Genomic DNA, 17,520 nt, shown 5'->3' with positions numbered 1-17,520 from the left:
CCCGCAAGTAGCGGGCTTTCTGTAAAATCAGGCAAGGAAGGCCGGGTGCGCAGCCGAGGTATTCGCCGGTGCACCCGGCGCCAGCTACTCCTTCACGAAGCGCTGGTTCGACACCTGCTGGCCATCCGTGATGGTTACCATGTAGATGCCTTTGCTCAGGCCCGATACGTCGAGCTGGCCGGCGTCGCTGAAGCGCACCTGGCGCTGCTCGGCGCCGCGCACGTCGTACACCCGCACGCTTACGGTGCTGGCGTCACGGTCGGCCGGTACGGCAATGTGCAGCACGCTGGTAGCCGGGTTCGGATATACGCCATAGTCGGTAGAAGCAAGGCGCGCCGAGGAGCGGGCAGCTCCCCCCGTGATGTTAATGGTGTAGTCTTCGGTTTCGCCGTAGCTGTAGCTGTTGCAGCTGGTCGTGGCCGAGCCGTCGCTCATGACCACGCGCAGCCGGGTGCTGCCGCTTTTGGCCGTGGTAGGCACCGTGAACGTGCTGGTGAGCGTAGCGGTGCTGCTGGAGCTGCGGCTGGCTACCAGTTCGCCGCTGTCGGTGAAGTCGCCGTCCTGGTTGTAGTCGATGTAGATCTTCCAGTACTCGGTGTAGGCCGTGCCCGTGAAGCCGGCGCTGTAGCTGATGGTCTGCGACGAGCCAGCGGCTACGCTGGTGCTGGTAGCCGTGCCGTTGTAGTAGCCGGCGTCTTTGCTGGAGCTGCGGTTGATGCTGCCCAGGCTCACGAGGTCAATCCATTCGTAAGAGACGTTGGTGCCTTTGCTGGCGCAGTAGGTAGGCGTGGTGGGCGTAGTAGGAGGCGTGGTGCCACCGCCGGGAGCCGTGCCGCCCAGCGACGTCAGCAGCGAAGCGCGGCTGCCGCCCGAGGCGAACAAGGCATTCATGCGGGTGCTCTGGCCCGTGGAGAACATGTACATGCAGGCGTCGTCGGTGTAGTCCATGTAGTTCATGAACATGTCGCCGTTGGTGGTGTTGCCGCAGGTACGGCGCGGGAAAGAGGGGCAGCCGCCGTTGCTGGTTTGCTGGGTGGGCGTGTCGCTCACGAGGTCATTGCCGCAGTTGGCATCACCCCAGATGTGGCGCAGGTTCAGCCAGTGGCCTACTTCGTGCGTGGCCGTCCGGCCTTTGTTGAAAGGGGCCGACAGGTAGCCGGTGCGCCCGAAGTAGTTGGGCCCGATTACGACGCCATCGGTGCTGGCGGGGCCGCCCGGAAACTGCGCGTAGCCCAGAATACCGCCCCCGATGTTGCAAACCCACAGGTTGAGGTACTGGCCGGCCGGCCAGGCGTTCAGGCCGCCGGTGCTGGTGCTTTTCATGGCATCAGCAGTGCCCCAGGTAGTTTTCGTGGTCGATTTGCGCTCGATGCCCGTGGTGGCGTTGCCGTTGGGGTCGCGCTTGGCCAGCACAAATTGCAATCCTACGTCGGCAGCCAGGCCCGCGAAGGCGGCTGGCGTCTGGCTGACGTCGGCGTTGAGCTTGCGGAAGTCCTCGTTCAGCACGGCAATCTGCGAGGCAATCTGCGCATCCGAAATGTTTTCGTTGGCATTGCTGTAGAGCACGTGTACTACCACCGGAATGGTACCCGTGAGGGCCGACCCACGCTGCGCTGTGGGGTTGGCTTCAAACAGGCGGGTCTGGCCCTCAATGTTTTGCAGGCGCTGGGCCAGGCTTGGATCGGTGGCGAGCTGGCGCTCCAGTACATCCATGGAGGCGCATTGCCGCTGGGCCAGTGCCTCCGAAGTGGTACCCAGGCCGATGGTGGCCAGGGCTAATGCGTAGAAGGTTTTCTTCATGCGGGTGAAAAGTGAGTTGGTTGTGGAAAAGAGAACGGTAGGCCCAATCTATTGAAAATATTTTAGTGAAATAGATAAAAGCATGTGTGCAATTATGGCTTATTTATAAAAACACCGTTTGCGCGCTCTAATGGACGAAAAAGAACTTAGCCAGTTTCGTGAACCAATGTTTGTTATTGTATTATATTGATATGGGATAGGATGGCCGGAAAATAGAAAAGCCCGCCAAAGGGCGGGCTTTTCGTGATGGTGAGTGTGGGAAATCAGAGGGGGCAGGATGCCGGGGTGCTGCAACACGGCCCGGAATTGGCGCTAAGTAAACTATTCTTTTTGGAAAATCGGAGAATCGGCACCTGGCGCGGAAAAATCAGGGTGGCTAAAGTGCTATATTAGGCAGCGCCGGGCAGCCTGCTATTCTTCCTCCACGCTGAAGCCCGGAATGAAATTGGGGTAGCGCTGCTGGTGTATCTGGCCCACATGGCGCGTAATCAGGGCCCGCAGCTCGTCGATGTTTTCGCGCTCCTGGGCCGAGATGAAGATAACCGGGTCGTGCAGCTTGGCCATGTAGGTAGCCTGCAACTGCTCCAGCGAAGGCCGCACGGGGGCATCCTCATCGGGGTTCATGCCCTCAAACCCCGGTGAGTCGGAGGCGGGAGCGTCGGCGCGGTACTGGTCGATTTTATTGAAAACAAGCAGCATGGGCTTGTCGGCGGCCTCGATGTCCTTCAGCGTATCGTTCACCACTTCAATCTGCTCCTCAAACGTGGGGTGCGAAATATCCACCACGTGAATAAGCAAATCGGCTTCCCGGATTTCATCGAGCGTGCTTTTGAAGCTTTCAATCAGGCGGGTGGGCAGCTTGCGGATGAACCCCACCGTATCGGAAAGCAGGAACGGGACGTTGTCGAACACGATTTTACGCACCGTAGAGTCTACGGTAGCAAACAGCTTGTTCTCGGCAAACACATCGGAGCGGCTCAGCAGGTTCATGATGGTGCTTTTGCCCACGTTGGTGTAGCCCACCAGCGCCGCCCGCACCACGCCGCCGCGCGACTTACGCTGGGTGTGGCTTTGCTTGTCGAGCTCCTTGAGCTTGTCTTTCAGGAAGTCGATTCGCTCCCGCACCACGCGCCGGTCCGTCTCGATTTCCGTTTCGCCCGGACCCCGCTGGCTTACGCCACCCCCGCGCTGCTTGTCTAAGTGCGTCCAGAGGCCGGTGAGGCGAGGCAGCAGGTACTGGTACTGCGCCAGCTCTACCTGCGTGCGCGCCGTAGCCGACTTAGCGCGGCTGGCGAAGATATCGATGATGAGCAGGCTGCGGTCCACGATTTTTACCTTCAGCTCGGCCTCCAGGTTGCGCAATTGTGAAGGCGAAAGGTCATCGTCGAAGATGACCATGCTGGCGCCGGAGTGCTGCACATAGGCCTTGATTTCCTCGAGCTTGCCTTCGCCCACAAACGTGCGGATATCGGGCTTGTCGAGGCGCTGCACGAAGCGTTTCGTGACCGTGACGCCGGCTGTTTCGGCCAGGAAAGCCAGCTCGTCGAGGTATTCCTGAGTGCGGGCATCGGCCTGGCGCTTGTCGGGCACGGCTACCAGCACGGCGGTTTCGGCCTCTACGGAGGTTTCGTAGGTGGCGTCTTTGTTGCCTTTGGCCAGAATGCGGCCGGCGCGGCCCTTGGCGCTATCTACGGCGCCGGGGTGGCGGGTGCTGTTGGTGTGCTGGCGGCCGCCGGAGTTGGATTTCTTCGCCATATAGAGAAAAGAGTAGAGAGGGAGAGAGGCTATGACTTACGCAAGCCAGCGCAGACGGATGCCGTGGCCCGCCCAGCAGGCGCGCAAGGTACAGCGGCAATCGGTGCTCTGCGCAAAGCCGGGGATGCTGCTGCGTCGGGGCCGGGGTGGGCAGGAGCAGGACCTGTACCTTACCGCAGCGTGAGCGAATAGGCTACCACTTCCTGGATCTGGGCTTCCGTGAGCTGGCCTTTGAAGCCGGGCATCTTGCCCAGGCCCTGCGTTACCATGTACACCCGGCCGGCGGTGTTGAGGTTGCTTTTGGTGAGGTCGTGGGCGCCGTTGAGGCCGCGCTTGCCATCAGGGCCGTGGCATACTTCACAGTTCTGAGCAAACAGGGCCTTGCCGGCGGCCAGCACCGGTTTCGCTGACGCGGCAGCCGGAGTGGCGGTTTCGGGCGCTGGCGGCGAGGCGGCCGCAATAGTGGCGGCATCGGTGTCGGAGAGGCCGGTAGTGTGGTGGGCCGTGGTGTCCTCGATGGGCACGGCGGCATCGGGGGTGGCAGTGGTTTCGGCGAGGCCGGGCAGCGCCGCCGCGGCCGGTGCCGCAGGACGCTGCAGCGTGAGGCTGCCGGTTTCGGCCAGCCCATATACGTACAGAAAGCCCAGCAGCGTGAGCACTACGCCCGCTTTGTGCTGGCGGCGCATGGCCGCAATACCCAGCGGCAGCAGCAGCAGCACCAGGGCCAGCTTGGTCCAGAGCCAGCCCGGTGCCGTGCCCGGATATTGCGCCAGCAGCGTCCCGCCCGTCACCAGAATCAGCAGGCCCAGCAGGGAGTCGGCGAGGCGGGTGCGGGCCCGCAGGCTGCGCAGCGCCTCCGCGCGCCCCAGTAGCAGCAGCCCCGCTTTCAGGGCAAAAAACAACAGGAACGCCAGCACCACCACGAGGTGCAGGCGCAGAAGCAGGCTCGAAACAGGCATTCTTTGGGAAGAGTAAGGACGGAAAAACGTGCGGCGCCCGCCAGGCCGGCGCTACAGGCAGTACCGCAAAGGTACGGCACGCAGAAGCGCGGCTATACCATCGGGCGGCTACAAGTTTCGGCCGGGCCGTCTGCCGCGCCCTTTCCGTAGCGTACCTTTGTGCCGGCAGCTGCCCCGGTAGCCGGCCCCCTCATTTTTTCTGCCCCAGGATGCGCGTCGCCATTGTCATTAATACGAGTTGGAACATCTGGAATTTCCGCCGCAGCCTGGTGCAGGCCCTGCAGGCCGCCGGGCACGAGGTGCTGGCTATTGCGCCGCCCGATGCCTACTCTGAGCGTCTCGAAACCGAACTGGGCTGCCGCTACGTGCCCATCCCGATGGAAAATAAAGGCACCAACCCCGTCAAGGATGCTCTGCTTACGCGCCGGTTCTACGACATCTACCGCCGCGAAAAGCCCGACGTGGTGCTGCACTACACCATCAAGCCCAATATCTACGGCACCCTGGCTGCCCGGCTGGCCGGTATTCCGAGCGTAAACAACGTGAGCGGGCTGGGCACGGTGTTCATCGTGAAGAATCTGGTGAGCAAAGTGGCGCTGGGGCTCTACCGCTTCGCGTTTAAGTTTCCGCGCAAGGTATTTTTCCAGAACGACGACGACCGGCAGCTGTTTCTGCAACACGGCCTGGTGCGCCCCGCCATTACGGACCTGCTGCCCGGCTCCGGCGTCGCCACCGACAAGTTTCAACCCGCGGCCACCTTCACCCGCAACCAGCCCTTCACGTTCCTGATGATTGCGCGGGTGCTCTACGAGAAAGGGGTAGAGGAGTATTTCGAGGCCGCCCGCCTTGTGCGCGAGGCCGTGCCCGGCACGCGTATTCAGCTGCTGGGCGGCATCGATGAGAGTGGGGGAGTGGGCGTGAAGCGGGCCGTATTTGAGGAGTGGCTGACGGCTGGCCACGTAGAATACCTTGGCACCTCCGACGACGTGGCGGCTCAGATCCGGCAGGCCGACTGCGTGGTGCTGCCCAGCTACCGCGAAGGCACGCCCAAAACCCTGCTCGAAGCCGCTGCTATGGCCAAGCCCATCGTCACGACGGATGTGCCTGGCTGCCGCGAAACCGTGGTAGATGGCCAGAACGGCCTGCTGTGTGAGGTACGCAACGCGCCGGACCTGGCCGCCAAAATGCTGCAGGTGTTGCGCCTGCCGGCGGCAGAGCTGGAGCAGATGGGCCGCGCCGGCCGCCACCTCGCCGAAACCAAGTTCGACGAGCGAATCGTGCTCAACAAGTACCTGCAGGAAGTAGCCGCCGTGGCCCGCCGCTAGCGTAGACGCATGCCGGCTGCCGCCAAATCTGCCTACCTTGCGGCGCGGCAGCATCTTCCGTTCTTAGTAGAATAAGTTAAGTGCATGGAGTTTAAGTATTTCGATATTCCGGGCGTGGTAGAAGTGCTGCCGCGGGTGTTCGGGGATGCCCGCGGGGCTTTTTTTGAGTCGTTTAGTGCCCAGCGCATGCAGGAGGCCGGTATAGTTGGCGAGTGGGTACAGGACAATCAGTCGCGCTCCGACCGGGGCGTGGTGCGGGGCCTGCACTTCCAGGCGCCGCCCTACGCACAGGCCAAGCTGGTGCGCGTGGCGGCCGGCCGCGCCCTCGACGTTATTGTGGATATCCGGCGCGATTCGCCCACCTATGGCCGCCACCAGGCCGTAGTACTGGACTCCGAGCGGTACAACATGCTGTACGTGCCGGTGGGGTTTGCCCACGGCTTCACGGCGCTGGAAGACAACACGCTCTTTCTCTATAAGTGCACCAATTACTACGCCCCGCAGGCGGAAGGCGGCTTGCTCTGGAACGACCTCGCCCTCAACATCGACTGGGGCGTGCACAACCCCACCATTTCCGCCAAAGACCAGGTTCTACCCACTCTGGCTGAGTTCAACAGCCCCTTCTAATCACGGACTCCTTACGGAGTCCGTGAACAGCCCGAAAAAGGCCTGCCCCGGTCCGACGGTTACGCCGTCGGACCGGGGCAGCGGTGGTGCGGCCGTTAACCGGTCGGACGGCTTTGCCGTCGGACCGGGGCAGACGACGGAGCTACGCGGAGTGTTGCTAAGTGGTCAGGAGGCCATAATGGCCGTTACACCAGGTTCAACAGCGTTTCGAGGCCCATACCGCGGGAGCCTTTGATAAGAATCTGGCGGTCTTGCAGATGGTGATCTTGCAGCCAGGCCGCCGCCTCGCCTTTGGTAGCGAAATAGTGAAAGCCCGGGCTGACTTCGGCGGCTCGCATCATGTCGGGCCCGATAAGCACGACGGTGCCCAGCGGCAGGCTGTGCAGCAGCGTGCCCAGTGCGCGGTGCTCGGTGGCGCTGTCCTGGCCCAGCTCAAACATGTCGCCGAGGATAGCCACCTTGGCAGAATTCGGAACGCCTGGGCGCGCCGCGAAGCTGCGCAAAGCGGCCGCCATGCTGCTGGGGTTGGCATTATAGGCATCCAGCACCACTTCGTTGCGGCCGGTTTGCACCAACTGGGAGCGGTTGTTGGTAGGCGCATAGTCGGCCAGCGCCTGCGCAATGGTTTCGGCGGGCACCTCAAAGTAAGCCCCCACGGCGGCGGCGGCGGCCAGATTCGGGAAGTTGTAGTCGCCGGTGATGTGCGCTTCGGCCAGCGAGCCATCAAACAGGCGCAGCACTACCTGCGGCGCGGCGCTGATAAGGGCGGCCGGATACGTATCGGTTGGGCCGGGGTACGTGACGCGCTGCGGCACTACTTCGGCCAGGGCCGGCAGTTGCGGGTCCAGCGTATTCACGAAGGCCGTGCCGCCTACGGTAGCCAGAAACCGGAACAGCTCCGACTTGCCCCGCGCAATGCCCTCCAGGCCTCCAAAACCTTCGAGGTGGGCCTTGCCGATATTGGTGATGAGGCCGTGCGTCGGCTCGGCCAGCTGGCACAGCAACTCTATTTCGCCCTGATGGTTGGCCCCCATTTCCACAATGGCCAGCTCATGCTCGCCGGGCCGGATGCTGAGCAGCGTGAGCGGGACCCCAATATGGTTGTTGAGGTTGCCGCGCGTGTACTGCACCCGGTAGCGGCGGCTGAGCACGGCGTGCACCAGTTCCTTGGTGGTGGTTTTGCCGTTCGAGCCGGTGATGGCCAGCACCGGAATGATGAGCTGCTGGCGATGATAATGGGCCAGTTGCTGCAGCGTATGTAGCGGGTCGGCGGCGTAGGAATAGCGGTCCGGCTCACGCTGGGCCAGCGCCGCATCATCTACCACGGCGTAGCGGGCACCCTGGGCCAGCGCCTGCGGCGCAAAGTCGGCCCCGCGGAAGGTGGGCCCGTTGAGGGCAAAAAACAGCGTGTTAGCCTGTTGCTGGCGCGAATCGGTGCTGACGCTGGTGCAGGCGCGAAACCGGTCGTAGAGCGCCGCTATATCTTCCATGAGTAGTAACTTAGGGCTTGATTTTTGTGTTCGGTTGGCGTGTGCCGGGGTTCATCTGGAAAACAAGTGCTGCTTTATGATTCAACGCCTTATTCTCTCATTTTCCCTGCTGAGCGTGTTGCTGGTGGGTTTGTCAACCGAAGCCAGCGCCCAAAATACGGCTTTTGGCTTTGAATTCCGGGAGGTGGCAAAAGTAGTGCAGGCCGGTGATACGCTGCGCAGCCCCTGGGCCGGCGGCCTCGACTCGCCGCAGTTTTCCAGCATCGACCTCAACGGCGACAACCAGGACGACCTGTTCATCTTCGACCGGCGTACGCGCCGCGTACAGACCTACCTCAACGCCGCCGCGCCCGGTGGCGGCCGGCAGTGGCAGTATGCGCCCGACTACGCCATGCTGTTTCCGGCCGACCTGCAGAACTGGGCCCTGCTGCGCGACTACGACTGCGACGGACGCCCCGACCTGTTTACCACTGCCACCAACGGCGCCGACATCCGGGTGTTCAGAAACGTGGCCGGGTCGGGCGGGCTGCCGCAGTTTCAGCTGGTCACGTCCCAGATCCGGGCCGTGCTGGCTGGCTCCACCACTATCAACATCAACACCGGCGCCAATCTGCCTTCCATCAAAGACGTGGACGGGGATGGCCGCCTCGATATTCTGGTGGTGGACTGGGACAACAACCGCGTGATAACGCAGTACCAGAACACGAGTACCAGCACCTGCGGCGGCCTCGACTTTCGGCTGACCAACGAGGTGTGGGGCAATATCCGCAACTGCCTGGCCACCTGCGGCTCCTATGTGTTCAGCGCCACGCCCGTGCTGTGCCGCCCCACGCAGGTGCAGCACACCTTTGGCAGCAACCTCACGCTCATTGACCTGGACGGCGACGGCGACCAGGACGCGCTGATGGGCCGCGACTACTGCACCGAGCTGGTGTCGATGCTGAACCAGGGCACGCCGCAGCTGGCCGCCATGACCAGCGCCAATTCCAACTTCCCGACGGCAGCCACGGCCGTCCGGATTCCGTATTTCCCGGCCGCCTACAACCTGGATGTCAACTTCGATGGCCGCCCCGACTTGGTGGTGGCTTCCAGCGTCTACGACAACCTCGACACCATCGATATTCGGCAGACGGTGCGCTATTATGAGAATGCCAGCGCCACTGCCGTCCCGGATTTCCAGTTCCGGCAGAACGATTTTCTGCAGCACGACATGATTGAGGTGAGCACGCAGGCAGCGCCGGTTTTTCTGGACGTGGACGCCGATGGCCGGCTGGACCTGCTGGTGTCGGGCCTGCGCCGCGACGCGCCGGGCGGGTTTCTGGTGGCCACGCTGGCGTATTACCGCAACACCGGTACCGCCACCCGCCCCGTGTATCAGCTCATCACGAACGACTACCTGAACCTGTCGGCCAGGAAGTTCGGGAGCCTGCGCCCTACCGTGGCCGACCTCAACCGCGACGGCGCCCCGGAGCTGGTGTGCATTGGCTACTATAGCGTGGGCCGCCGCGACTTTCTGGGCTACTACCGCAACCGGGCCACGGCCGGGCAGGCCCCCGATTTCGACACATCCACGATGTACTACATCAATAATGTGCCAAACGTGAACAACGATGCCGTCACCTTCTTCGACGTGGACAACGACGGGTTTGTGGACATGCTCTACGGCACCAATTCCAACCGCTTCGATATGCCGGGCCAGTCGTTGCGCTACTACCGCAATACCGGCACCAGCCCGGTAGAAACGGCCTTTGTAGAGCAGGATGCTGACTTTGGCCGGATCCGGACATCCACCGGCGCCCGCCCCATGTACCTGTATCCGCTGGTGGCAGATTTCGATGGCGACGGCGCGCCCGACCTGCTCACCATTGATGACACCGGCTCGTTGCGGCTTTTCCCCGATCTGCGGGCGCAGACCGGCATCTTCGTCGACCGGACCAACCTGTTTTACAACAACGTACTGGGGCGCTACGATGATGGGTACCTTGGCGCACGCCAGCAGAACCACTTCGCGCTGGCGGCCGCCGACATCAACGGCGACGGCGCGCCGGAACTGCTTATCGGAACGGAAGCGGGTGGCGTGCTGGCCGCTGCTACCCGCAACCGGGTTCTGAGCACGCGCGCTGCCGCCGCGCAGGCCCTGCCGCTCACGCTCTACCCCAATCCGGCTACGGCCACGGCTACCGTGCAAGCGGCCAAGCCCGTCAGCCTCACGCTTCTCGATCTTACTGGCCGGGTGGTGCGCACGGTGGCTACCCCGGCGCGGCAGCATCAGCTGGAGCTGCGTGGCCTGGCCTCCGGCCTCTACCTGGTGCGCTGCCAGACGGCCGACGGCCAGACCGGCATGCAGCGGCTGGTAGTGAAGTAGTAGAAGTTGCTTTCAGAGAAAAGCCCCGGCCGCACCTGCGGCCGGGGCTTTTCTCTGAAAGCGGTTTGCCTGAAGCCACTTTGGCCGGTCTATTTCATAACGGCCGACTGAACGAGCTCAAACGGGTCAGCGTCCTGCAGGGCCGGAAACCGCTCCCGGAAGGCTTCCAGGTCGGCGCGGCGCAACGAGCGGGTGATGCCGGTTTCCTGATTGCCGACCTCCACCAGGTATTCGCCGCGCACATCCAGCAGGGCTGAGTCGCCGGCGTAGGCGAGGCTGTTGCCGTCAATGCCTACGCAGTTCACGCCCATCGTATAGGCCAGGTTTTCCATGGCGCGGGCACGGAGCAGCGTCATCCAGGCAGTGCGGCGCGAGGCGGGCCAGTTGGCCACGTACAGCAGCAGGTCGTAGGGCTGCTGCACCGAGTTGCGGCTCCAAACGGGAAAGCGCAGGTCGTAGCACACCAGCGGGCAAATGCGCCACCCGCGCCATTCTTCAATCAGGCGCTCGGTGCCGGCTGTGTACACGTTCTGCTCGCCGGCCATAGAAAACAGGTGGCGCTTGTTGTAGTAGCTGAGGCTGCCATCGGGCCGCACCCACAGCAGGCGGTTGTAGTAGTGGTGGTGCTCGTCGCGCACAATAATGCTGCCCGCAATAACCGCATCACGCGCGGCGGCCAGCTCCCGCATCCAGGCCACGGTGGGGCCGTCCATGGTCTCGGCCAGGTTGGCGGCGTCCATGCTGAAACCCGTCGTAAACATCTCGGGCAGTACAATCAGGTCGGTAGCAATTGATATTTCATCGATATGCCGCTGCAGCTCGGTGCGGTTGGCTGCCGGGTCGTGCCACTGTAAAGAGGCCTGCACAAAGGAAACAGTGAGGTCAGACATTGGGAAAGAAATAAGGGGGAGGGGCACCAGGCAGCAGGTAAGCTAGTGCTGCTTGGAATAGTAAAATAATTTATAAAATTATTTCTGAAAAAGAAGCCGTTATCACGTACGCTAGCACTGGCCTGCATGTATACTGCCAATGCTTACAATAAGGCTGCATAAACGCGTGAAGCAAGCGCACATCTGGTTACAAGCCTACCAGGCGTTCCGCCGCAGCCCGTAGCGTACTGTCCTGCTTGGCGAAGCAGAACCTGACGAGTCCGGTGTTGTGGCCATGATGATAGAAGGCGGAAACCGGTACTACGGCCACGCCCGCCTCACGGGTGAGGTGCCGGGCAAACGTTACGTCGTTGTCTGCCGAAATCTGGTGGTAGCGGGCCAGCTGGAAATAGCCCCCGGGCACGGGCAGCAGCTCGAACCGCGACCCGGCCAGCAGCTCCCGAAACAGGTCGCGCTTGTGCTGGTAGAACGCCGGCAGGCCTTCATCGTGCCCAGAATCGGTTTCCAGCATATCGGCCAGGGCGTGCTGGGTGGGGGTGCTCACGGCAAACGTAAGGAACTGATGCACGCGGCGCACTTCGGCGGTGAGGGCCGGCGGCGCCACGCAGTAGCCCATTTTCCAGCCCGTAGCGTGGTAGGTTTTGCCGAACGACGACAGCACGAAAGCTCGCTCGCGCAGGGCCGGATGCCGTAGCACGCTGCGGTGCGGCTCTCCATCGAATACCATGTGCTCATACACCTCGTCGCTGAGTACCAGCGTGTCGGTGCCTGCGAGCAGCGCGGCCAGCTGGTCCAGGTCTTCGGCGGTAAGCACGGCGCCGCTGGGGTTGTGGGGCGAGTTGAGCATCACGAGCCGGGTGCTTGAAGTCAGGGAAGCCCGCACCCGGTCCCAGTCGGGCCGGAAATCGGCAGCTGACAGCGGCACGTAGACGGGCACGCCGCCCTGCAGCCGGATGGCCGGGCCGTAGAGGTCGTAGGCAGGCTCCAGCACCAGCACCTCATCTCCCGGATGCACAACGGCCGCCAGCACCGCGTACAGCGCCTCGGTAGCGCCGCAGGTGACGGTAATTTCCGTCGCCGCATCAGGGGCAGGCACGCCGTAGACGCGGGCAGTTTTGCCGGCAATGGCTTCGCGCAGACGCAGCAAACCCGGCATGGGGGCATATTGGTGGTGCCCGCTGGTAGTGGCGTGGCGGGCCAGTGCCTGCTGCAGCGCCAAGGGCGGGTCGTAGTCGGGGAAGCCCTGCGCCAGATTGATGGCCCCGCACTCCTGCGCCAGTTGGGTCATGACGGCAAAAATGCTGGTGCCTACGTCGGGCAGCTTGGAAAGGAGGGTAGGAGAGGCCATGCGGAGGGGCGGGCATTCAGGATGAACGGCCAAAGTACGCAACCGCCCGCAGATGACGAACTGCTACTGCCGTGGCCTGCCGGCTAGTGTGCCGTGGCCTCGGCCGTGATGTTGCGCATGGCGCCCACCATTCTGACGGGCAGGCCGGAAGCATCATGAATTACGCAGGCGCGGTCCTGAATGGTGAGGTAGTGCCCGTCGGAGCGGCGCAGGCGAAACTCGGATTCCAGCAGCTTGGCGTTGGTCGTCAAATCGGCCTGCACGCCGTTGGTTACGCGCTCCAGGTCGTCGGGGTGAATGAGGCTGAGCCAGAAGGCCACGGTTTCGGTGTCCGGGCGCGGCGGATAGCCCACCATCTGCCAGAAGGCCTGGCTGTACCACATCCGCCCCGAGGTCATGTCCCAGTCCCACATCAGGTCGTTGGTGGCGCGGGCCATCAGCTCGAACAGCTCCCGGCCCCGGCGCTCCTGCAGCTCAGACCGTTTCTGCTCATCTATGTCAGTGGAGGTGCCCAGCCAGCCCAGCAACCGGCCTTCATCGGCGTACAGCGGCACTACCCGGTCGAGGTACCAGCGGTAGCGGCCGTCCTGGCCCAGCCAGCGCAGATGCAGCTCCATGGGCTTGCCGCTGGGCAGCTGCCGCAACTGGGCATCGGCGGCTTCGGCCCGGTCGTCGGGGTGCAGGTAGTCCACGAACCCGCCATTCGCCAGGGCCTCGGGAGGCGCGCCGGTGTAGCTATGCCAGCGTTTGTTGCAGCGGATTACGGTGCCATCGGGCGTGGAAAGCCAGGCCAGATGCGGCAGCGCATCGAGCATCGGTACCGGCTGCAGCTCCCGCATAAGGGTTTGAGCCGCTTCGGTGAAAAGAGTATCAGACCAGAGCATAGATGTGAGGTAGGCAGGCGGAGCAGAAGCGAAAGGTACTAATAGATAGAATATAGCCGCTCGTTTATGCCGGGCCGGGCGTATGTTGGTACACAAATAACCAAAACCGGCCCTGCAGAACGTGCAGGGCCGGTTTCCAGGCACTTCGGCTAACCCGTAAAGGGGGGTTAGAGCGGGCTTTTGAGCAGCTGCGGAAACGCCTTGCGGAATTTCAGCACCTTGGGCGTCGAGACAGACTGCACGTACGGGTCGGTGGGGTGCAGCCGGAAATAGCCCTGGTGGTAGTCCTCGGCGGGCCAGAAAGCGGTGAAGGGCGCTACCTGCGTGACAATAGGATTGGGGTAGTGCCGGGAAGCATTGACGCGCTTGATAGTGGCCTCGATGAGCTGCTTTTCCTGGGGAGTGCGGTAGAAGGCCACCGAGCGGTACTGGGCCCCGGCGTCCGGACCCTGGCGGTTGAGGGTGGTGGGGTCGTGGGCAGCCAGGAAAAACACGTCCAGCAGCTGCTGGTAGCTGATCTGCTTGGGGTCGTAGTACACCTGAAAGCTTTCGGCGTGGCTGGTGCTGCCGCTGCCTACCTGCTGGTAAGTTGGGTTGGCTTCCTTGCCGCCGGCATAGCCCGAAACCACATGGTGCACGCCCTTCAACTCCTCAAACACTTCTTCGGTGCACCAGAAGCAGCCGCCGGCCAGCGTAGCCACGGCCAGCCCCTTAGCCTGAGCGGCACTAGGTAACCCGCCCGCCGTAGAGCGGCTCAGGGCCTGCGCATCGGCCGACTGTTGCTGCGAGCAGGAGGCGGCCGTCAGCAGCAACAGGCCGAGCAAATACGATTTTAGCTTGATCAGGGAAATCATCAGAATAGGAAAACGGTGAAATGGAACGCGGCATGTACGGTGGAGTTCCGCACTCGGACTGCCAGCAGGCAAACAGGCAAGCCCGGTAGAGTCGTTCCGCTGTGTGTAAACCGGCCCGCGGCCTCTACGGTTTAAGGCAGCCACCGGGCGCAGCATGCGCAGGAACCAGGCAGTTCAGGATTCCGGCTATCCGAAAACTCTGGCCCGATATCCAGCGTAGCATTATTTTTTTTAATAAAATATTGAATATGTCAAATTTGAAGCCGCCGCATTTTCCGGAGCATCCATCTTCTGAAAGCCCACGGGCGCGCGAGGAACTGGCGGATCGGCTCAGAAGCTTCCATCGGGAGCAGGTGCAGCAGCTGGGGCAGAGCGAAATGCTGAAAGTGTACTGCCGCACGCTGAGCAACTGGATTCTCAACCCTACTACCAGCGCTTATCAGATTGCCATGCTGTGCGATGAGCTGAGCCTGGTAGCGCGCAGCGAGGACCGGGACGACTGGGAGCTGTAGGCTGGCATAGTGCTACGTGGGCACCCACTGTCGGCGTCACTAGCGCGGGCCAGGCGCCTAGCAACGTGGAGCACCTACCTACCCGCTGGAAATGGTGAAGGCGCTGATAAACAACAAATTTGCTCGTAACAGGCAAGTCCGTGCCGCAAGTACAACACGGCCCGGCTTCAGATTTTCAGTTTCACCGGCACTGTGCCCACCGGGTAGCCGGTGCAGGTAAGCACTAGCCCGCGGGCCAGCTCCCGGTCGGTTAGCACCTCGTTGGCCGCCATCCATACCTGCCCCTGCGAGCAGTGGGCGGCGCAGTTGCCGCAGGAGCCTGCCTCACAGCTATAGGGCAGCGCCAGGGCCTGCCGCCGCGCCGCCTGCAGAATGGTTTGTGGGTACTGCACCCGCACCTCATGCTCCTGCCCGCGCACCTCAATCCTGACAGTGTGCGGCTCCGTGTCGGGCGGGATGCTGTGCGGGACGGTGGCGGTACTGGGGCTGAACAGCTCCCGCCGGATATTGGCCAGCGGCAGGCCGGCTTCGTGCAGCCCGTAAGTACCCATGCGCATGTAGTCGAGGGGGCCGCAGAGGTAGGCGAGGGTGCGCGAAGGCGGGGCCGGCGCATAGCGGGCCACCAGCTCTTCCAGCAGCGACTTATGCAGGCGGGCACGGGCCAGATCGGGGTTTTGGCTGAAGAGCAGCTCCAGATGCAGCTGCGCCGGAAACTGCCGGGCCAGAGCCTGCAGCTCCGCCAGAAACAGGGCGCTGTCTGGCCGCCGGTTGCTGTAGATGAGCAACACGCGCGCCTGTGGCAGCGTGTGCAGCACGGTTTTGAGCAGCGAGAAAATAGGCGTGATGCCGCTACCCGCCGCCAGTAAAATCAGGTGGGTGTAGGTTTCGGCGAAGTCGGGCGGCAGGGTGAAAAAGCCCGCCGGGCCCAGTGTCCGGATTTCGTCGCCAACCTGCGCCCGGTCGATGAGGTAGCGCGACACCAGCCCGTTGTCGAGGCGCTGGACGGTGATGGTCAGCGGCTCATTGAGTGCCGGGGCCGAGCTGATGGAGTAGGAGCGGCGCACGTCGCGGCCATGCTGCGTCTGTATCAGCGTCAGATACTGGCCGGCGGTATAGGGCAGCGGCTGCCCATCGGCCGGAGCCAGCACAAACGACCGTACGCCCGGCACCTCGTCCCGGATCTGCTGAATGGTAAGCCGATGATAAGCGGAAGACATAGCGCAAAGAAAGCCTAAAAGCGCCGACGCTGGCGTAGCCCAATGCCTGCAACGGGGCCTTACCTACGATACGGAAAGCTGCGGCTGGCGGCTTTCACCAGGTCTTTGCTGAGGCGCTCCGGATTCAGAGACGCACTGCCGGCCCGCTCGTAGTCGAAGCGCCAGGTAAGCTGGCCGTTGCGGCAGTCGTGCAGCATAAGGTTGGTGGTGGCCGTGTTGGAAGGCAGCCCCGCCGCTACGCCGTCGTTGAGCAGAATGCGGGCCGCCAGGTTTACGCCGTTGGGCATAGGCTGGTACAACAGCGTCTGGCCCGACAGCAGCGCATCTACGCCCAGCGCCTGCTGTAGTTCCTGCATGGTATGGTTGGGCAGGTTTTCGTAGGTGATGCCGGCCGCCAGCAGACGCTTGTTGGTTTCTTTCACATCCTGAAACTGCACTGTGTAGCCATTGCCCGGCTGCTGGGCCAGTAGCTGAGCCAGTAGTTGCTGCTGCAACTGATAGCCCAGGTTGCGCCGCTCCAGCAGCTGCGCCGCTGTCCAGTTCTGCTGGTGCTTTTTGATGTCGTCTTCGCTCGGGCTGGGCCCGGCGTAGCTGATGTCACGCAGGCGCAGGCGGTCCTGTTCCACTTCAAACGGCATAATGGCTACTGTGCGGTGCGCCGTGAGAGCCGGTGCATCCAGCGTATTGGTGGTGTAGGCCTGGCGGGCGCAGGAGGTGGCCGCCAGCAGCCCGGCGGAAAGCAGCAAGGGGTACAAAAAGCGTGACATACAAACGTAGGGTAGGAGTGGAAGCAGGCGGTAGAGAAACAGATGCGTTGAACGCCGAGGAAGTTGTCCGGCCCGTTACCTTACGGCCGGGCTGCCTTCCGCTGCCCCGATTACAAAAAACAAACCAAACCCTATGTGGCCCTTCGCGAAGCGCCCTCCAAAGCCCTTCCTCTCCGAAAACCTGAAGTGCCTCATTGCGCAGAGCCGGGAAACAGCCATCGGCTTGCGTAACGATTTTGTGGGAGCTGAGCATCTGCTGCTGGCCATTCTGGCCACGCCCGCTACCCCGGCGGCTCAGGTAATTAGCCGGTTGCTGGTCAGCCCAGCGCTGTTTGCCGTGTGTCTGCAAACGCATGTAGCGGCTCACCAGATAGCGCCGGAAGCCCCGGAGCCCGCCGGCAGCTTGCCCCTGACCAGGGAACTGGAGCATGCCTTCAGCAGCTGCGGCCGTGTGGCCCGTGAGATGGGCACCCTCGAAGTAGAAGCCCTGCACCTGCTGCCACCGCTTCTGGCGTTGCCCCACGGCGCGGTAGCCAAGCTGAGTGCTGAGTTCGGGCTGACTTTCGAGGTGCTGCTGCCGCTGCTTCGGCCGCTGGCAGCCCGGCAAACCTGATTGGGCGTAACTCAGTATTTCTGGGTATCTTGATGGTTCCCTTTTGCTGTGGCCGGCTTTTAACAGTAGGAGTGGCACTTTTTCAGCAGAGCCGGGTGTTGGCCCTTTACTGTT

Annotated in this window: 15 protein-coding genes; 5 read left to right on the top strand and 10 right to left on the bottom strand. The window is 62.7% G+C overall.

The genetic code is table 11. The features are described from left to right. Positions 1-84: 84 nt before the first annotated feature. From BUE15_RS22005 to BUE15_RS21350, 3 genes are all read right to left on the bottom strand, one after another. A complete protein-coding gene (locus tag BUE15_RS22005; RefSeq protein ID WP_073286799.1) occupies positions 85-1,800 on the bottom strand; it encodes a GEVED domain-containing protein in 1,716 nt (571 codons plus the stop codon). A 411-nt stretch (positions 1,801-2,211) separates the two neighbouring features. Beyond that, a complete protein-coding gene (hflX, locus tag BUE15_RS15005; RefSeq protein WP_084549087.1) occupies positions 2,212-3,555 on the bottom strand; it encodes a GTPase HflX in 1,344 nt (447 codons plus the stop codon). Between the two features lie 170 nt (positions 3,556-3,725). After that, positions 3,726-4,514 (bottom strand): c-type cytochrome, encoded by a 789-nt coding sequence (locus BUE15_RS21350; protein WP_139252321.1) that lies wholly within the window; start codon positions 4,512-4,514, stop codon positions 3,726-3,728. A 209-nt stretch (positions 4,515-4,723) separates the two neighbouring features. On the opposite strand from BUE15_RS21350, the gene BUE15_RS14995 reads away from it, so the two are divergent. Then, a complete protein-coding gene (locus BUE15_RS14995; RefSeq protein WP_073286796.1) occupies positions 4,724-5,839 on the top strand; it encodes a glycosyltransferase family 4 protein in 1,116 nt (371 codons plus the stop codon). Between the two features lie 84 nt (positions 5,840-5,923). Next, on the top strand, positions 5,924-6,466 hold the full coding sequence (rfbC, locus tag BUE15_RS14990; protein WP_073286793.1) for a dTDP-4-dehydrorhamnose 3,5-epimerase: 543 nt from the start codon (positions 5,924-5,926) through the stop codon (positions 6,464-6,466). Positions 6,467-6,651: 185 nt separating this feature from the next. Here rfbC and BUE15_RS14985 read toward each other — a convergent pair whose 3' ends face one another. Then, the gene (locus tag BUE15_RS14985) at positions 6,652-7,956 is read right to left on the bottom strand and encodes a UDP-N-acetylmuramoyl-tripeptide--D-alanyl-D-alanine ligase (RefSeq protein ID WP_073286790.1); all 1,305 of its coding nucleotides are present in this window, start codon (positions 7,954-7,956) and stop codon (positions 6,652-6,654) included. Positions 7,957-8,032: 76 nt separating this feature from the next. On the opposite strand from BUE15_RS14985, the gene BUE15_RS14980 reads away from it, so the two are divergent. Next, positions 8,033-10,321 (top strand): T9SS type A sorting domain-containing protein, encoded by a 2,289-nt coding sequence (locus BUE15_RS14980; protein ID WP_073286787.1) that lies wholly within the window; start codon positions 8,033-8,035, stop codon positions 10,319-10,321. Between the two features lie 89 nt (positions 10,322-10,410). On the opposite strand, the gene BUE15_RS14975 is transcribed toward BUE15_RS14980, so the two are convergent. The 4 genes from BUE15_RS14975 to msrA all read right to left on the bottom strand — a co-directional run bounded on the left by BUE15_RS14975 (position 10,411) and on the right by msrA (position 14,297). Beyond that, the gene (locus BUE15_RS14975; RefSeq protein WP_073286785.1) at positions 10,411-11,211 is read right to left on the bottom strand and encodes an amidohydrolase; all 801 of its coding nucleotides are present in this window, start codon (positions 11,209-11,211) and stop codon (positions 10,411-10,413) included. A gap of 187 nt (positions 11,212-11,398) precedes the next feature. Continuing rightward, positions 11,399-12,559, bottom strand: coding sequence for a methionine aminotransferase (locus tag BUE15_RS14970; RefSeq protein ID WP_073286782.1), 1,161 nt, complete (start codon positions 12,557-12,559; stop codon positions 11,399-11,401). A gap of 83 nt (positions 12,560-12,642) precedes the next feature. Then, a complete protein-coding gene (locus tag BUE15_RS14965) occupies positions 12,643-13,443 on the bottom strand; it encodes a PAS domain-containing protein (RefSeq protein ID WP_084549085.1) in 801 nt (266 codons plus the stop codon). A gap of 167 nt (positions 13,444-13,610) precedes the next feature. After that, positions 13,611-14,297 (bottom strand): peptide-methionine (S)-S-oxide reductase MsrA, encoded by a 687-nt coding sequence (gene msrA / locus BUE15_RS14960; RefSeq protein WP_073286777.1) that lies wholly within the window; start codon positions 14,295-14,297, stop codon positions 13,611-13,613. Positions 14,298-14,545: 248 nt separating this feature from the next. On the opposite strand from msrA, the gene BUE15_RS21660 reads away from it, so the two are divergent. After that, entirely contained in the window at positions 14,546-14,809 is a 264-nt protein-coding gene (locus BUE15_RS21660; RefSeq protein WP_139252320.1) for a hypothetical protein, read from the top strand. Positions 14,810-14,976: 167 nt separating this feature from the next. On the opposite strand, the gene BUE15_RS14955 is transcribed toward BUE15_RS21660, so the two are convergent. Next, positions 14,977-16,026, bottom strand: coding sequence for a ferredoxin--NADP reductase (locus BUE15_RS14955; RefSeq protein ID WP_073286774.1), 1,050 nt, complete (start codon positions 16,024-16,026; stop codon positions 14,977-14,979). A gap of 59 nt (positions 16,027-16,085) precedes the next feature. Then, complete coding sequence (locus BUE15_RS14950; protein WP_073286771.1) at positions 16,086-16,793, bottom strand: hypothetical protein; 708 nt, start codon at positions 16,791-16,793, stop codon at positions 16,086-16,088. 133 nt (positions 16,794-16,926) lie between these two features. On the opposite strand from BUE15_RS14950, the gene BUE15_RS14945 reads away from it, so the two are divergent. After that, a complete protein-coding gene (locus tag BUE15_RS14945) occupies positions 16,927-17,406 on the top strand; it encodes a Clp protease N-terminal domain-containing protein (protein ID WP_073286768.1) in 480 nt (159 codons plus the stop codon). Positions 17,407-17,520: the final 114 nt, after the last annotated feature.

It is taken from the genome of Hymenobacter psychrotolerans DSM 18569 (assembly GCF_900142395.1).
Classification (GTDB): Bacteria; Bacteroidota; Bacteroidia; order Cytophagales; family Hymenobacteraceae; genus Hymenobacter; species Hymenobacter psychrotolerans.
This window is presented reverse-complemented; position numbering and strand designations above follow the sequence as displayed.

Excerpts from the sequence above, each read along its gene's own strand:
- BUE15_RS22005 (WP_073286799.1), bottom strand. The coding sequence starts at position 1,800 with ATGAAGAAAACCTTCTACGCATTAGCCCTGGCCACCATCGGCCTGGGT.
- BUE15_RS14945 (WP_073286768.1), top strand. The coding sequence starts at position 16,927 with ATGTGGCCCTTCGCGAAGCGCCCTCCAAAGCCCTTCCTCTCCGAAAAC.
- BUE15_RS14985 (WP_073286790.1), bottom strand. The coding sequence starts at position 7,956 with ATGGAAGATATAGCGGCGCTCTACGACCGGTTTCGCGCCTGCACCAGC.
- BUE15_RS14975 (WP_073286785.1), bottom strand. The coding sequence starts at position 11,211 with ATGTCTGACCTCACTGTTTCCTTTGTGCAGGCCTCTTTACAGTGGCAC.
- BUE15_RS14955 (WP_073286774.1), bottom strand. The coding sequence starts at position 16,026 with ATGTCTTCCGCTTATCATCGGCTTACCATTCAGCAGATCCGGGACGAG.
- BUE15_RS14950 (WP_073286771.1), bottom strand. The coding sequence starts at position 16,793 with ATGTCACGCTTTTTGTACCCCTTGCTGCTTTCCGCCGGGCTGCTGGCG.
- BUE15_RS14965 (WP_084549085.1), bottom strand. The coding sequence starts at position 13,443 with ATGCTCTGGTCTGATACTCTTTTCACCGAAGCGGCTCAAACCCTTATG.
- hflX (WP_084549087.1), bottom strand. The coding sequence starts at position 3,555 with ATGGCGAAGAAATCCAACTCCGGCGGCCGCCAGCACACCAACAGCACC.
- BUE15_RS14970 (WP_073286782.1), bottom strand. The coding sequence starts at position 12,559 with ATGGCCTCTCCTACCCTCCTTTCCAAGCTGCCCGACGTAGGCACCAGC.
- BUE15_RS14980 (WP_073286787.1), top strand. The coding sequence starts at position 8,033 with ATGATTCAACGCCTTATTCTCTCATTTTCCCTGCTGAGCGTGTTGCTG.
- BUE15_RS21660 (WP_139252320.1), top strand. The coding sequence starts at position 14,546 with ATGTCAAATTTGAAGCCGCCGCATTTTCCGGAGCATCCATCTTCTGAA.
- BUE15_RS14995 (WP_073286796.1), top strand. The coding sequence starts at position 4,724 with ATGCGCGTCGCCATTGTCATTAATACGAGTTGGAACATCTGGAATTTC.
- rfbC (WP_073286793.1), top strand. The coding sequence starts at position 5,924 with ATGGAGTTTAAGTATTTCGATATTCCGGGCGTGGTAGAAGTGCTGCCG.
- BUE15_RS21350 (WP_139252321.1), bottom strand. The coding sequence starts at position 4,514 with ATGCCTGTTTCGAGCCTGCTTCTGCGCCTGCACCTCGTGGTGGTGCTG.
- msrA (WP_073286777.1), bottom strand. The coding sequence starts at position 14,297 with ATGATTTCCCTGATCAAGCTAAAATCGTATTTGCTCGGCCTGTTGCTG.